General features: G+C 47.9%; 15 protein-coding genes. 13 read left to right on the forward strand and 2 right to left on the reverse strand.

Annotated features, from left to right (window positions below):
- The first annotated feature begins 145 nt into the window (after positions 1-145).
- The 5 genes from ACUTVW_RS23370 to mutY all read left to right on the forward strand — a co-directional run bounded on the left by ACUTVW_RS23370 (position 146) and on the right by mutY (position 5774).
- A complete protein-coding gene (locus tag ACUTVW_RS23370) occupies positions 146-1852 on the forward strand; it encodes an ATP-binding protein (RefSeq protein ID WP_445647965.1) in 1707 nt (568 codons plus the stop codon).
- Positions 1853-2074: 222 nt separating this feature from the next.
- Positions 2075-2509: a BrxA/BrxB family bacilliredoxin gene (locus ACUTVW_RS23375; RefSeq protein ID WP_090924929.1), complete on the forward strand. Its 435-nt coding sequence runs from the start codon at positions 2075-2077 to the stop codon at positions 2507-2509.
- A 210-nt stretch (positions 2510-2719) separates the two neighbouring features.
- Positions 2720-3529, forward strand: a complete 810-nt coding sequence (nadE, locus tag ACUTVW_RS23380) for an ammonia-dependent NAD(+) synthetase (protein ID WP_445647966.1) — start codon at positions 2720-2722, stop codon at positions 3527-3529.
- A 319-nt stretch (positions 3530-3848) separates the two neighbouring features.
- The gene (acpS, locus tag ACUTVW_RS23385) at positions 3849-4265 is read left to right on the forward strand and encodes a holo-ACP synthase (RefSeq protein ID WP_445647967.1); all 417 of its coding nucleotides are present in this window, start codon (positions 3849-3851) and stop codon (positions 4263-4265) included.
- A 99-nt stretch (positions 4266-4364) separates the two neighbouring features.
- The gene (gene mutY, locus ACUTVW_RS23390; protein WP_445647968.1) at positions 4365-5774 is read left to right on the forward strand and encodes an A/G-specific adenine glycosylase; all 1410 of its coding nucleotides are present in this window, start codon (positions 4365-4367) and stop codon (positions 5772-5774) included.
- Positions 5775-6361: 587 nt separating this feature from the next.
- Here mutY and ACUTVW_RS23395 read toward each other — a convergent pair.
- Entirely contained in the window at positions 6362-6625 is a 264-nt protein-coding gene (locus ACUTVW_RS23395) for a hypothetical protein (protein WP_445647969.1), read from the reverse strand.
- A gap of 137 nt (positions 6626-6762) precedes the next feature.
- Positions 6763-7374 carry a superoxide dismutase gene (locus tag ACUTVW_RS23400; RefSeq protein WP_145336127.1) on the reverse strand — a complete coding sequence of 204 codons (612 nt, stop codon included), beginning with the start codon at positions 7372-7374 and terminating at the stop codon, positions 6763-6765.
- Between the two features lie 419 nt (positions 7375-7793).
- On the opposite strand from ACUTVW_RS23400, the gene ACUTVW_RS23405 reads away from it, so the two are divergent.
- From ACUTVW_RS23405 to ACUTVW_RS23440, 8 genes are all read left to right on the forward strand, one after another.
- Entirely contained in the window at positions 7794-8219 is a 426-nt protein-coding gene (locus ACUTVW_RS23405; protein ID WP_445647970.1) for a GNAT family N-acetyltransferase, read from the forward strand.
- A gap of 322 nt (positions 8220-8541) precedes the next feature.
- Positions 8542-9126: a signal peptidase I gene (lepB, locus tag ACUTVW_RS23410; protein ID WP_445648024.1), complete on the forward strand. Its 585-nt coding sequence runs from the start codon at positions 8542-8544 to the stop codon at positions 9124-9126.
- 176 nt (positions 9127-9302) lie between these two features.
- Positions 9303-11261, forward strand: a complete 1959-nt coding sequence (gene queG / locus ACUTVW_RS23415; RefSeq protein ID WP_445647971.1) for a tRNA epoxyqueuosine(34) reductase QueG — start codon at positions 9303-9305, stop codon at positions 11259-11261.
- A 15-nt stretch (positions 11262-11276) separates the two neighbouring features.
- The gene (locus tag ACUTVW_RS23420; RefSeq protein ID WP_445647972.1) at positions 11277-12302 is read left to right on the forward strand and encodes an HD domain-containing phosphohydrolase; all 1026 of its coding nucleotides are present in this window, start codon (positions 11277-11279) and stop codon (positions 12300-12302) included.
- Between the two features lie 171 nt (positions 12303-12473).
- Positions 12474-12737: a YneF family protein gene (locus ACUTVW_RS23425; protein ID WP_434748140.1), complete on the forward strand. Its 264-nt coding sequence runs from the start codon at positions 12474-12476 to the stop codon at positions 12735-12737.
- 59 nt (positions 12738-12796) lie between these two features.
- The gene (folE, locus tag ACUTVW_RS23430; RefSeq protein WP_434748139.1) at positions 12797-13390 is read left to right on the forward strand and encodes a GTP cyclohydrolase I FolE; all 594 of its coding nucleotides are present in this window, start codon (positions 12797-12799) and stop codon (positions 13388-13390) included.
- Positions 13391-13502: 112 nt separating this feature from the next.
- Positions 13503-14378, forward strand: a complete 876-nt coding sequence (locus ACUTVW_RS23435; protein WP_445647973.1) for a lipoate--protein ligase family protein — start codon at positions 13503-13505, stop codon at positions 14376-14378.
- 71 nt (positions 14379-14449) lie between these two features.
- Positions 14450-14674: a hypothetical protein gene (locus ACUTVW_RS23440; RefSeq protein ID WP_251511618.1), complete on the forward strand. Its 225-nt coding sequence runs from the start codon at positions 14450-14452 to the stop codon at positions 14672-14674.
- The last annotated feature ends 232 nt before the right edge of the window (positions 14675-14906 follow it).

A 14906-nucleotide genomic window follows, 5' to 3' on the forward strand; every position in this document is an offset into this window, starting at 1 on the left:
TTGTCTTCTTGTGCCCTTTTCTGATATCAGAAGGGTTATCAGGTGTTCTATTTTGTAGCCTTAAGCGATATATTGTAATAAACTGTCGCCTATGTTTTAATCAGAATTAATGAGGGAATGTGCAGGCAGAGGAGGAGATGACGTTGTGGTTGCGTTAAAGGACATTCTTTTACAAGTACTGCTGGCCGGATCGGCAGTATTCCTGATTCCCTTATTGTATCTGGGACTCTCCAAACAACAGATCATTCGAATGGATCATGCAGGTAAGGTGAATTTCAGTTTTGCAGCAACAAGTATACTCAGCATGCTGCTCTGCCTGCTTTTTGCGTTATCTGAAGGTCCGGGGACTGATTCTATATCTTTGAGCATTATCCCGCTTACACTTGCCATTCTATATTGTAAAGTACACATAGGCGCGGCCTTGTCCGTATTACATATTCTCTTCTATTTTCTCTTGGCACATCCCTATAATCTATACGGATTTCTCTTTCATACGGGTATTCTTCTCTATCCTATTGTATGGTTGTCTGCCAAACGATTCAAGCACAATACATATTCCCGCAAAATGGGTGTAATCATCGCTCTAATCACCGCTCTAATCACCGCTGAGTTGGTTGTTTCAAGTCTATTATGGGTGATTTCCGTCTATCCGGATACGACTTATGCCAGGGTTTATCTGATTTTGACGGCATTTGGATATGTTGCAGGTGGACTGGTTGCAGGAACTCTAAGCCAGTTGTGGCTGGAGCGGATGAAACACTATCGTGGAATGGAGCAACATCTTTCCGAGGTGCATCACCATTATCTGACCGAAACGGAGAAGCTGCATCAAATTCTGAATGCGGTTCCTCTTTCCATAGCTACGGTGGATGTCGAAGGGAAAGTTGTGTTTGTGAACGAACTGATGAAGCAAACGGCCAAAGAACAGCTGCCTTGCACATCGGTTCATAATCTGATTGGGCAGCACGCGAGTCAATTTGTAGAGCAGGAACAGGCGGAGAAAATGGAGCATGGCATTCATCAGGCAGTTATGCATGGTGAAGTGAATGTGCTGACAGTACGATACGGCTCGCATGTATTTCTATCCCGTACGGTGCCAATCTATACGTATTCGGCGAAAGGCTCAAAGGAAATTTCAGGAGTGATGATCATCATTCAGGATGTTACCGAGCTTGAGATGCTGCGCAGTGAACTGGATAATGTGGATCGTTTGAGCCTGGTGGGGCAGATGGCGGCGAGTATTACACATGAGGTGCGTAATCCGATGGCTGTAGTACGTGGATTTCTTCAGTTAATGCAGGAAAAGAGCCCGGAATCCCTCGATCATTATTACCGGATCGTTATGGAGGAGCTCGACAGAGCCAATAGCATCATCAATGATTTTCTGTCTTTGGCTCAGAATCGTATTGCGGAGAAAGAAGAATCGCAATTGCATGATATCATTCATGAACTGAGTCCGTTGCTCTGGGCAGATGCCAATCTTCGTGGTCAGAGCATCGAGCTTATGCTGGCTCATAATGTGCCGAAACTGCATCTGAATTCCAAAGAAATCAAACAGGTTGTACTTAATCTTGCTCGTAACGGAATGGAAGCCATGACTGAAAAAGGTGTGCTTACCTTGGAAACCCGGATATTGGATGACAAGGTGGAGTTGTGTGTACACGATACGGGGCCTGGTATCCCTCCGGTGAAGCAGGAAAAGCTGTTTGAGCCTTTTTATACAACCAAAGCAAAAGGTACCGGGCTTGGACTATCGATGTGCCTGAGTATTGTTGAGCGACATAACGGCACAATTACGGTCGAATCGGAAGAAGGTCAAGGAACGACATTCAAAGTCGCCTTCCAGCGATAGAACGTCAGCATATTTTGCCAGACGTGCAGCCATAATAAGAGAGAGAAAGCTGTTCCGCAGGTGTTGTCTGAACCTTGCTTTCATTGCATGGGGATGTATAATAGGAATAGCACAGGCGTGTATCCATTTTTTTCGATATGGACGCATTCGTTTGTGCATAGCTATTGTCCTCAATATTTTCAATCGAGATCATAGAACAACCATTATAAGGAGTGAAACTGAATGTCGATGTCATTTGATCAATACATGAGAGATATGGTTCAGCCGATGCGGGATGAGCTGACTCGTCTGGGAATCCAGGAGCTGCGCACACCGGAAGAGGTTGAAGCAAGCTTGCCGGATGCCAAAGGAACAGCACTGGTTGTCATCAACTCGGTCTGCGGATGTGCAGCTGGCCAATGTCGTCCTGGGGTTGCTCAGGCGCTTCAGAACGATCTAACACCAGATCACCTCTATACGGTATTTGCGGGTCAAGACAAGGAAGCTACTGCGAAAGCACGTGAATTCTTTGCGCCATATCCTCCATCCTCACCGTCCATCGCGTTATTGAAAGACGGAGAACTTGTTCACTTTATCGAGCGTCACCAAGTGGAAGATCGTTCTGCAGAGGAAATCGCGGCTGACCTGACAAGTGCATTTGAACGTTACTGCCGTTAATTCGCTCCATAGAACGCCCCGCACTTCGGATGACCGATGCCGGGGCGTTTCATTTTGGACAGATCAGGTTATTGAACCATTCGAACGTTTCAAGCTTGCAAGAAAATATCTTTCAAGCTAAGCATCAAAATACCTTTCAAGCTAAGTATCAAAATACCTTTCAAATGGGGCATCAAAATCCTATCTTTGTAGAAACGGGGTGTATTGACGATGAGTTTGCAACAACAGATCATCGCTGAATTGAAGGTTAAACCAAGTATTAACGAAGCCGAGGAAGTACGCAAGCGTGTGGACTTTCTGAAAACGTACGTAAAAAACTCCGGTACCAAAGGACTGCTGATCGCAATTAGCGGCGGTATTGACAGTGCAGTGGCTACAGCCCTTTGCAAACAAGCAACGGACGAGCTGACTGCAGAAAACAATCAAGAGTACAAAACGCTGGGTGTGTTCCAGCCTTATGGAGAGCAAGCGGATATTCAGGATAGCTACGCTGTAGCCAAGGCATATGATCTCAAACATGTGGTAGAAACGAACATTGAAGAGGCCGTGAATGAAATTGCGCTGGAAGTAGAGCAAGGCTTCAAATCCCTCGGCAGTCCGCGCCATATGACTCACCAAGGCAAGGGGAATGTAAAAGCAAGAACGCGTATGGTGATGCAATATGCACTTTCTTTTGAAGAAAACCTGCTGGTAGTGGGTACGGATCATGCATCCGAAGCGATTACAGGCTTTTACACCAAATGGGGCGACGGGGCTGTGGATATCACACCACTGAGCACGCTGAACAAACGTCAGGTGCGTCAGCTGGCTGCTTACCTGAAAGTGCCGCAATCCATTTTGGACAAAGCTCCTTCTGCCGGACTCTGGGAAGGTCAAACGGATGAGGACGAGCTGGGCATCTCGTACGAGGCGAACAGTGATTACCTTGAAGGCAAACAGATTGACCCGGCTGCGCAAGAGCGTTTGGAGGCCTTTTACACACGGACACATCACAAACGCAATGCGATTCCTGGTATTTAATTCGGTAGCATGGTTATGAAGATGTATGAGAGAGTTTCGAAAGGGTCTCTGGTTTGAAAAGGGGTCACTGCTTAGAGCGGTGGCTCTTTTTTGTTGTTTTCAATCAACATGTGTATGTTGGATTGGGTTGAGCTGGAACGGTTGCGCCAAGTTGATAGAGGTGTGTTTCATTAAAATTTTAGCAAAATTGGAAATGCCGATAGTGGATGCTCGCATCCATGAACGCCTCCTGCTACAATAGAATACGTGTTCGGAAAGTTGTGGAACGTTGAGAATGGAATATCTTTTATAGCCTAAAAGATTAAGCGGGTGAATCGTAATGATATATGGCATTGGCAATGATGTATTAGAGATTGAACGTATGCGCAGGTTGCTGTCTGGTCGCCATGCAGAGGCGTTTATGAAGCGTATATTAACTCCAGCTGAACGTGAGATCGCGGCCCGTCGCGGGAAACGGATGACTGAATTTGTATCGGGACGTTTTGCGGCCAAGGAAGCCGTATCCAAAGCATTTGGTTGCGGGATCGGTGCTGTCATGAGTTTTACAGATATTGAAGTACTGCCCGATCCTTCCGGCCGCCCGGTTGCTTCTTTGTCCAGTCAGGCTTGGGAGCGTCTGCAGCTGCCGTATAATATACAATATGAGATTCATCTGAGCATTACCCATCAGACAGAGTTGGCGGCAGCATTTGCAATTGTGGAGCAAGTACATGAAGCGAATAGGCTAGATATATAAGATGGTTGGCGAACGAACAGGGAATAGAGCAAGAGCAAGTGAGTGAGAGTCAGACGGCTAACATAACTGAGAATCATGGATACAGGAAAGGAAGAACGTATGGGTTTACAAGAACAGAAACGACATTTCAGCGTGAATCTGCTGGATTGGTATATGATCAACCGTCGGGATTTGCCGTGGCGTCGCCACAACAATCCGTATTTTACATGGGTATCCGAAATTATGTTGCAACAGACGCGGGTAGATACGGTCATTCCGTATTTTAATCGTTTTATCGGGAATTTTCCGACCGTGCAGGCTCTGGCCGAAGCACCGGAGGAAGAGGTGCTGAAAAACTGGGAAGGGCTCGGATATTATTCACGAGCACGTAATCTTCAGGCGGCAGCAAGACAGGTTATGGAGCTGCATGCTGGAGAGATGCCACAGGACAAGCAGAGCGTCTTTGCGTTAAAAGGGGTCGGCCCGTATACAGCCGGAGCCATTCTCAGCATTGCCTTCAACCAGCCGCAGCCAGCGGTAGACGGCAATGTGATGCGGGTACTGTCCCGATATTTCCTCATTGATGAGGACATTATGAAGGGCAGCACCCGGGTGCTGATGGAAGAGCTCGCGGGTGAGCTCATTCCGGAAGGGAGAGCGCGTGATTTCAATCAGGCGTTGATGGAACTTGGTGCGCTGGTGTGTACACCCAAAGCGCCGCACTGCTTGACTTGCCCGGTGATGGAGCAATGTTCCGGCAGAATTGCCGGAAGGGAGCTTACGCTGCCGGTCAAGACCAAAGCCAAGCCGCCGCGCCCTGAGCAGCGGCTGGTTGCCCTGGTGGAAGGCCGCGGTGTTCATCGCGGCCGTGTGCTTGTGCGCCAGCGCCCGGATACAGGCCTGCTGGCCCGGATGTGGGAGCTGCCGCATGTGCTGGCGGCGCCTGCCGCAGCGGGCAAGGCGGCAGCGCCGCTGGCGGATGAGCCGGCCATGGCTTTGCTGGCCGGCAGTCTGTGGGCGGAAGGCTTCGCTGCCCGCCCGGAAGGGCTGGCTACCCATGCGGAGCATGTGTTCAGCCACATTGTTTGGAGCCTGCAGGTGTACAAGTGCACCGAGCAGGACCTGGGCAGTGAGCTTCCGCTGATCGCCGCGGAAGCAAGAGCCGCCTACGATGCACAGGCGGCATCACTGACGGGATCAGCCTCTGCTGCAGAGTCATCTGCATCCGCTGATCACGTCAATACGGAGGCAGATGCTGCATCCAGAGAACGCACATCTGTAAATGCAGATGGGTCAGAGCCGGGCATGACCCATCTCACAAATCCTTTGGGCTCGCTCAGTGAACATAGCGAGCCGCTGTCAGCACCCATCACCGCTAATGCGGCGCAGGAAGCCCTGACAGGTAAAGGCGACGGCCTCACTTATCAATGGATCGGCCTGGAAGATATGGAGAAACTCGCGTTCCCTAACGTCTTTCTCAAGTTGCTCCGCAACTATTTTGCTGGAGCTTATGATGAGGTAACTAAGTAATTAACGAATTTTAGTGTTAAAAAGGTGACCGCTAGCGCGTGGGCAATTATTTTTTTGAGTTATGTTCTGCGAGTAGCAATGAGATATGTGAGTGGAGTTACGGTGTAGAGGTAATGGATGAAGTGTGTACGGAGTTGTGAAGTGCCAGTAACAATAGAGTGTATGAACCCGTCGTGGTTTTCGATTAACCAGTGAGGTTTCCAAGCGAGCCTTGGTGTTGAAAGTAGCCAATAAAGTGTCTGTGTTTGCAGAATGTGAGGTTAGACGCCTGTGCAAAGTATGAGAATAAGCCCAAAATAGCCAAGATTGTAAATAAGCGCATGTTTGACAAAAGCTTCAGTAATCTAGAGCACGTATAGTTTTATTATGAAGTGGTGCATCACACGTTGGGGGCTGCAAGCGGCGGGAGGAAGCAGAGACAAACATTCAACCAGCGCGAGTTACTTCTAACGATCGCCAGGAACCTTATTTTGCGAAAAATGGGGGCTGCAAAATTCTAACGATCATGAGAGACGCTATTTTCCTCGAAAACGTCCATTTGGAGCAATAATTTATCGAAAATAGACAAATAGCGTCTCTGGAGATCGTTAGAATTTAGATAGGCTGAAAAAAGCGGAAATAGCGCTTCTGGTGATCGTTAGAATTTTGCAGCCCGATGAACGCGTAGCATGGCCTGCCAGCATTGAGTTAAGTCCCGATGAACGCATGGCATGTCCAGCCAGCATTGAGATAAGTCCTGATGAACGCGTGGCACGGCCTGCCAGCATCGAGGTCATCCCCGGGACTCCCCGATCACGGCTCGCTAGCGTTGAGGTATGCCTAGGTGCCGCTTGGCAATCCTGAGTGAGCATTGAGATTAATCTCCCATCCACTCTGCGGTATGGCTTACAGGCCTACACGTACCATAACGCCTACCTACCACGCCCATAAAAAAGAGCCTGAATCGATCACAAGGATCGACTCAGGCTCTTTAATTCTAACCGCAGTCTTATTTTGCTGCAGCGTAACGTTTGTTAACTTCATCCCAGTTGATTACATTCCAGAATGCACCGATGTAATCAGGACGTTTATTTTGATATTTCAGGTAGTAAGCGTGCTCCCATACGTCCAGACCCAGAACTGGAGTCAGACCTTCGAAGAGTGGGCTGTCTTGGTTAGGCGTGCTAGTGATGGACAATTTGCCATCTTTGCCTACCACGAGCCATGCCCAGCCGGAACCGAAACGAGTTGTTGCTGCTTTAGCGAAATCTTCTTTGAACTTGTCAAAGCCGCCCAGTTCGCTATCGATTGCTGCTGCGATGTCACCTGTAGGTGCGCCGCCGCCGTTAGGTCCGATGATTTCCCAGAACAAGCTGTGGTTAGCATGTCCGCCGCCGTTGTTACGAACCGCTGTACGGATGCTTTCTGGTACGCTGTCCAGGTTAGCGATCAGATCTTCCAAGCTTTTGTCTTGCAGTTCAGGAGCGCTTTCCAGAGCTGCGTTCAAGTTAGTTACGTAAGTGTTGTGATGGCGATCGTGGTGGATTTCCATCGTTTGTGCATCGATATGTGGTTCCAGTGCATCGTTAGCGTAAGGAAGTGCTGGTAATTGAAAAGCCATAGTGAAATACCTCCTGAGATTTTGGGATTTGTTGTTTTAGGTACATATGTAATAATACCCTTGCCATTATTATTAAACCGCATTCGGGACAATTAATCAACATTTTTGTTTATTAAGTCCCCCGAACCGTTAATCAAAAGCCAGGCCAGAGATAACAAACATATTTTACCCATTATGAATAAAATTATGAGATTTTGACGGAAATAATCGTTAAAATTAAAACATAACCAATGTAAACGGTTACAATAAAGCGCTTTCAGAAGAAAATGCGTGTTTTATGGAGAAAAGTATGGTTTAATTGACGGAGAAGAGGTATTTTCTCGTTTTTTGTCATTATATGAACATCGGGTTTTTGGTAAAAGGGGACCCCCTTTTTTGTAAAACCTCATCTTAAGCTAACGAAAAGGGAGATTTATAACATGCACGTTCGTTCCTTTCAGTTGAGTGATGCAAGCCAGATGACAGAGCTTCTCCAGGTTGCACTATCGGAAGAGTGTTATGAGAACACGATGGGCCCGTTTGCCCGTCAATTGTCATGGGATTCTGACCTGATCATGGTTGCGGAAGAAGAGGGAGACCTCGTCGGCGCTTTGATTGGTACGATTGATCAAAACCAGGGATGCATCTATCGTATTGCGGTCCATCCAGACTATCGTCGCCGCGGTGTCGGCAAAACACTTGTCGAGGCTATGGAACAGCGGTTCCAGCAGCGCAAAGTCAGCCAGATTTGGGTGGCCGGTGATGAGCACAACAAAGCAGCAATGCCTTTGTATGAAGCAATGGGGTATGGTGCCAGTAAGATTATGAGTGCTTTTCAGCAACTTAGTATTTTGTCCAAGGCTTAATCGGTGCAGATGAATTCGATGTAGTTCAGACAAAGAAATAAAGAGATTTTCATTTCATATCAGGCATATCTGTTCACGCATCATGGCGTGAACGATATGCCTTTCTATTTGTATGAGGAGTCAGTGGCTGATATGAATCCTGTTTTTCTTTTTTACACAAAGCGTGTATTCGTAAAGAAGGCATTTATACGCATGCTGGTGGGCATCTCCAATTGTTTCGTTCTTTCAAATAGAGTAGACTGAAAGAAGTATGACCGATAGTTACACGTTGAATCTACAAACTGATAAATGAGGTGTCCCTTTGAATTCTAATATGCCTTCTATGGAGCATTCGACTTTTGAGGAGCAAAATCCGAAGCCAGGTCCTAAGCAAGCGGGAAAATCTTGGACAGCCGAGTTGTGGGACTGGGTGAAGACTATTGTGGTTGCTTTTGTAATCATGATGCTGGTGAACCTGTTTGTATTTAATCTGTCGATGGTCAAAGGGCAGTCTATGCAGCCAACGCTGGCGGAGCACGATCGTCTGTTTGTGAACAAAATGGTGTATCATTTTGGAGAGCCAACCCGATCCGATGTGATTGTGCTACGTGATCCAAGTGAAAATGCAACCAAGAAGGATTATCTGGTGAAACGAATTGTTGGACTTCCCGGAGATACGATTGAGGTCAGAGACCATCATCTATATGTGAACGGTGTGCAGCAGACAGAGAATTATACGGACATTGAAGTGCAAGATCCTGATTTTGGGCCGATAATGCTAGAGCCGGATCATTTTTTCGTCATGGGAGATAATCGTCATGAGGGCAAAAGCAAGGACAGCCGAATGTTCGGAAGTATTACTTCCAGCGAAATTGTGGGTAGGGCCGAGTTTATTTTTTGGCCATTCTCGGAGATGAAAAAGCTGTAAAATGATGGTTTACAACAACTTCAGAGCGCAATTTGCGTTTAACTATACAGGCACGTAGGCTGTGAATTCTATTCAATGCAACACTTATATCGTTATAGCTAAACGCCTGATCTCTTAAGTGAGACGGGCGTTCATTGTTTACAATTACGTGCCGTGCAGAAGAGAGGGAAGAGAACATGACCAGCGTACGGACTGGGTCAGCACAGGGCGCCTCCGTATGGGAGACGTTAAAGCAAGAGATCAAGGCAGCAGGCCCCGAACTGGGCATAGATGATATTGGATTTGCTTCAGCGGATCCCTTTGTATCGCTTAAATCGTTGCTGGAGCAATCTCGGGATAAAGGGTATGCGTCAGGATTTGAAGAGCCGGATATTGAAAAAAGAGTGCATCCTGCGCTCCAGGATGGCACACCTGCTTCCCTGATCGCCATCGCCGTGGCCTACCCATCCAAAATGGTGAATCCGCCAAAATCGGAGCCTGGTGCGTACCGAGGCATTTTCGCCCGTTCGGCTTGGGGGCAGGACTACCACCAGGTGCTTCGAGCGGCGATGGATAAGCTGATGGACTTCATCCGTGAACGTGTACCGGGAGCGATGATTGAAAGCATGGTGGACACAGGCGCGCTTGTGGACCGTGCTGTCTCGCAGCGTGCAGGGATCGGTTTTAGTGCCAAAAACTGCGCCATTATCTCGCCAAAATTTGGTTCATGGATTTTCCTCGGCGAGCTGGTGACGAATATTCCTTTCCCGCCGGACACTCCCGTGACCGAGGATTGCGGTGAATGTACGAAATGTATCGATGCTTGTCCTACAGGTGCGCTGGTTGGCCCCGGCCAATTGAACGCGCAGCGCTGTATTTCTTTTTTAACCCAAACCAAAGGGTTTCTGGATGAAGAGTTTATGCTGAAAATAGGAAACCGACTGTACGGTTGTGATACGTGTCAGATTGTATGTCCGAAGAATCGGGGCAAAAATTGGGATCATCATCCCGAGTTTCATCCCGATCCGGAGGTTGTGAAGCCTTTGCTGCTGCCGCTGCTGGATATTGGCAACCGTGAATTCAAAGAACGTTTCGGTCAAAGTTCCGCCGCGTGGCGGGGCAAAAAGCCAATTCAGCGTAATGCGGTCATTGCACTGGGCAATTTCAAAGACAAAAGCGCTGTACCGAAACTAACGCAGGTACTGAAGCGTGATCCGCGTCCGGAACTGCGGGGAACCGCTGCCTGGGCGCTGAGCAGAATTGGAGGAGAAGACGCCATGAGAGCTATTGGGGAAGCTGCCGCGATCGAACAAGATGGGAACGTGCTAAGTATGCTGCAGAAAGCCGAGGAGAGATTGTTATCCTCCGAGACCTTACCCGATCAGCCGCAGGCTGAGCAACGGAATATGAAGCAACAAGCGCTAGCGAAGGAACAAGAACAGGTGGCATCACCAGCCGTGCAATATACACAAAAAGATTTTTTAGCTCAGGCAAGTGATACAGAATTTGGACAAGATCCAAAGTGGACTGCGAACGTTCGTAAGAGTGAAAACGAGGGTACCGGGGAAGAAGAGGGAACGCCTTCTGTTCCTTCTACCAAGCCGGAAGCTGCCGCATGGAAGCCTTCCGCAGTAACGGGGCTTCACGGAAAGCCTGTGTATTATGATGAGGTGCTGACACCGATTGGTACGCTTACCTTATGTGCAACGGATGAGGGCCTGTGTCATATTGATTTTGGTGCTTTTCATGTACGGGAGGCTCATCTGCAGCAATGGGCGCGCACTTGGGTCGGTGAGTACCGATATGAGAAAAATGAAGAGAAGCTCAGCGAAGCTGCGGAACAGCTACAGCAGTATTTTGCAGGGGAAAGAAAGACCTTCGACTTGCAACTTGAGCAGTATGGAACTGCATTCCAGCTACAAGTTTGGCAGGTTCTGTCCGATATATCTTATGGAGAAGCCTTAACCCACCAACAGGTTGCGGAAAAGATCGGCAGGCCCAAGGCTGTACGCGCAGTTTTGGATGCCATTAGCAAGAACCCGATCCCGATTATTATTCCCTGTCATCGTATGAGCGGTAAAGATGGCACCCTGGTAGGTTACGTAGGCGGTCTGCAAACCAAGGAGCAATTGCTCGCATTGGAGCAGCAATCGTAAGAGCGGGGGACGTTCATGAAGTATGTAAACGTGGAAAGCGTGGAGGCGGGGGAGATTCTGGGCAAGACGGTATACTCCAGTAATGGTACAGTATTGCTGTCTGCCGGAGTCCAGCTCACCGTGTTTATGGTCAATACGCTGAAGCGTATCGGGGTAACCACGCTGTACATCCAGGATGAAGCGTATAAAGATGTGGATACAGAAGATATTCTGGATGAAGCCACGAAACGAGCCATTATCAACGAGATGAGCGTTACACTCGAAGCGGTACGATCCGGCAAAGACTGGAGTCCGAAGAAAGTCGCGCTGAGTATAGACAAATTGTTGAATGACGTACTGAACGGGCGTGAAATGCTGGTACAGTTAACCGATATCCGTACCCAGGACAATGCACAATATGTTCATGCGATGAATGTTTGTTTGTTGTCTTCGGTGATTGGGTTAAATATGGGACTCAACTACAATCAGCTCAAGGATCTCGCTGTAGGCGCCCTGTTACATGATATTGGAAAAGTAGGCGAGCCTCCTGGCACGGTTCCTACTTCAAAGCTACATCACACATGGCGCGGCTTTGAAGTAATCAAGAACAAACGGGAGTTCAGTCTGCTGGTTGCGCACACTGCACTGCAGCATCATGAACATGAAGATGGCAGTGGTACACCTAGAGGTATTAAGGGGAAGGATATCCATTTATTTGCCAAAATAGTTAGTGCAGCTAACATCTATGATAATCTTATCAATGGTTTGTCTGGTAGCAGCATGCTTCCGCATGAAGCGTGTGAGGAGATGATGGCGATGTCCGGAACCAAGCTGGATCGCGATATCTTGATTGAGTTTAATAAAAGTGTATCCGTATATCCCAACGGGACTGCTGTTCGGCTGTCCACCAAAGAAACCGGAGTCATTGTACGCCAGCATCGCGGCTTGCCGGGAAGACCGGTCATTCGGGTGGCTCGCGGCAGCACGCGTTATTCTCTGGATGTTATTGAGATCGATTTGGCTACACAGAACACAGTCTTCATTGAAGGTGTAATGAATTAAGCCATAGAACTGGAAAATGCGTTTGCTCAGGACGTGCGGAAATGCTATGATAACTCTCAGGAAATCCGGTCGGTGTTATGTATACATCATGGGTATCAATTTGCATAAATCATGATGTGGAATAGCACAGATCATCAGGTTTTTTAGATTGCATACAGAGGTGTCTAAGAGATGGAGATTGTAATACCGATTATTACATTGATTGTGGGTCTGGTCGGTGGATTTTTCATCGGGGTGTTCTACTTGCGTAAACAGCTTGAGAAAATGCAAAGCAACCCTGATATGCTACAGAAAATGGCGAAGCAAATGGGTTACAACCTGAATGGCAAGCAAATGCAGCGTGCCCAGCAGATGATGAAGAACCAGCAACCAGGCGCAAAAATGCCTCAGCCGACTCAACATCCTGCGCGTAAAAACACGGGCCGTCGAAAATAATAACAACTGTGGGTGATTAAACCGCTTACAGGTTGTGGTTCGAAAGGAGGCGCTTGGCAGTGGCTGGCGTTAAAGATTATTTGAATTCCAAAGTTTCCGACAATCGGGAGAAGATCGAGTATCATGTCGAACAGATTCTCAAATTGATTGGAGAAGATAGCACGCGTGAGGGGCTTTTGGACACGCCTGCGCGTGTAACCCGGATGTACGAAGAGATTTTTGGCGGATATGAAGTGGATCCCCGTGACGTGCTGGGTGTCACCTTTGACGAGAATCACGAAGAGCTGGTGATCGTGAAAGATATCGTGTACTACAGTCAGTGCGAGCACCATATGGCACCGTTTTTTGGTAAAGTACATATTGGATATGTACCAAGCGGGAAAATTGTGGGACTAAGTAAAATGGCACGTCTCGTTGAAGCGGTAACGCGCCGTCTTCAAGTGCAAGAGCGCATTACATCACAGATTGCTGATATCCTGACGGAAGCCGTCGGACCGTATGGTGTGATGGTGGTCGTTGAAGGTGAACATTTGTGCATGTGCTCCCGCGGCGTGAAGAAACCGGGCAGCAAGACGGTAACTTCAGCCGTACGCGGTTCTTTCCGTGATAACCCTGCACAGCGTGCAGAGTTTCTGTCTTTGGTGAAAGAGTAAAGGATAAATAAGCCGAGTTCCTTAGGGAATCGGCTTATTTATATAGGGCGTTTTTTTGTATCGTCGCATGGGCTAAAACTACATATGAATCGATAGTCGGAGGTTATGAACGATGAGTACTCCTTCCCAATCCAATCCGTTGCCTAAGCCAGAAGAGAGTAATTTGACTGAAAAAAAGACGATATCCGCTGACAAGGACTCATCGCTGCGCTTGCAGATTTGGGAGACACCGCTTATGCGCCATGGTCGCAGTGTGCTTGATGCATTTGCATGGGAAGAAGTGATGTGCAGACGCGTGGGAGCCGGTCATCTGCCTGTTGCTCATATATGGCGGCATCCTGATGCCTTTGTTGCCGGGCTGCGTGACCGAAGGCTGCCACTCGCAGTTGAAGCGATGGAACGCATTAGAGGTGAGGGTACAGCCGTATGTGTACGGCCTTCGGGTGGAGCCGCTGTTCCGTTGAATCCGGGAGTGGTGAATGTCTCGCTGATCCTGCCTAATCCGGGCCATGCGATTAATATTCATGATGATTTTCGCGAGATGGCTTCTATTATTGCCGAGTCGTTAATTCCTTGGTCAACTCTCGCAGAAACTGGAGAAGTACAGGGCGCATTCTGCCCCGGGGATTATGATGTCAGCGTGGGTGGATTGAAATTTTGCGGTATTGCTCAGCGGCGGCAGGCTAAAGCTTACATTATTACGGCATTTATCATTGTAGAAGGCCAGGGAGACAGGCTTGCTGCAGATGTGCGCCGATTCTATCAAGAAGCATCGGGCGGAGCAGCCGGGGGATATCCCGAGGTAAAACCTGGAACCACGGCAAGTTTGCAGGAGCTGGCAGGTGTGCCATCCACTGCGGCCTATACTGCATCACTGGTGCGTACACTGCGCAGGAGATATCCGCATTCACAGACAGAGCGGGTGCTTTCTGTGGGTATGGATGAAGTGTTGCTGACGGCAGAGCAGATGAAAATGCGGTACGATTAAGTTCTTTTTCTATAGGCTTGGAATTGGGCATCAGAGATGGTATGATGTGATTTCGGAAGGAGAGGATTAGAGTGGAAACATTGCGATATACATACCTGTATGAAGTCGTTTCGACAGGTGAAAAATCGGAATTTAGCCAAATGGCAACCAGTAAAGAAGAGGCTGCGGCCCTGATTGTAGCACGTATTGCCGATTTGGAGTTCACAGAGGAATCCGATATCAAACTCGGCGATCTGATCGCTATCAGCAAACAGGTTGGCGACAACTATGTGGCGTGCGAGGGCTGTGCTTCATAACATAGCTATGTTATGTATGAAGTGTAATATGAAATGAATGTTGAAGCGGATCTCTAAGGAGAGATTCGCTTTTTTTTGTATTCTTTTCTTTTAAATGTCGGATAACATCGATAAAACGTGAATTATGTCATATGTTGTTCAGAATCGGTTCAGAATATTTTGATATGATGCCTTCATGAATACAGACGAATTTCTTTGTGAAGGGAGATCAAAGATATGCAGGCCAGTAAAA

It is taken from the genome of Paenibacillus sp. TSA_86.1 (genome assembly GCF_052691815.1).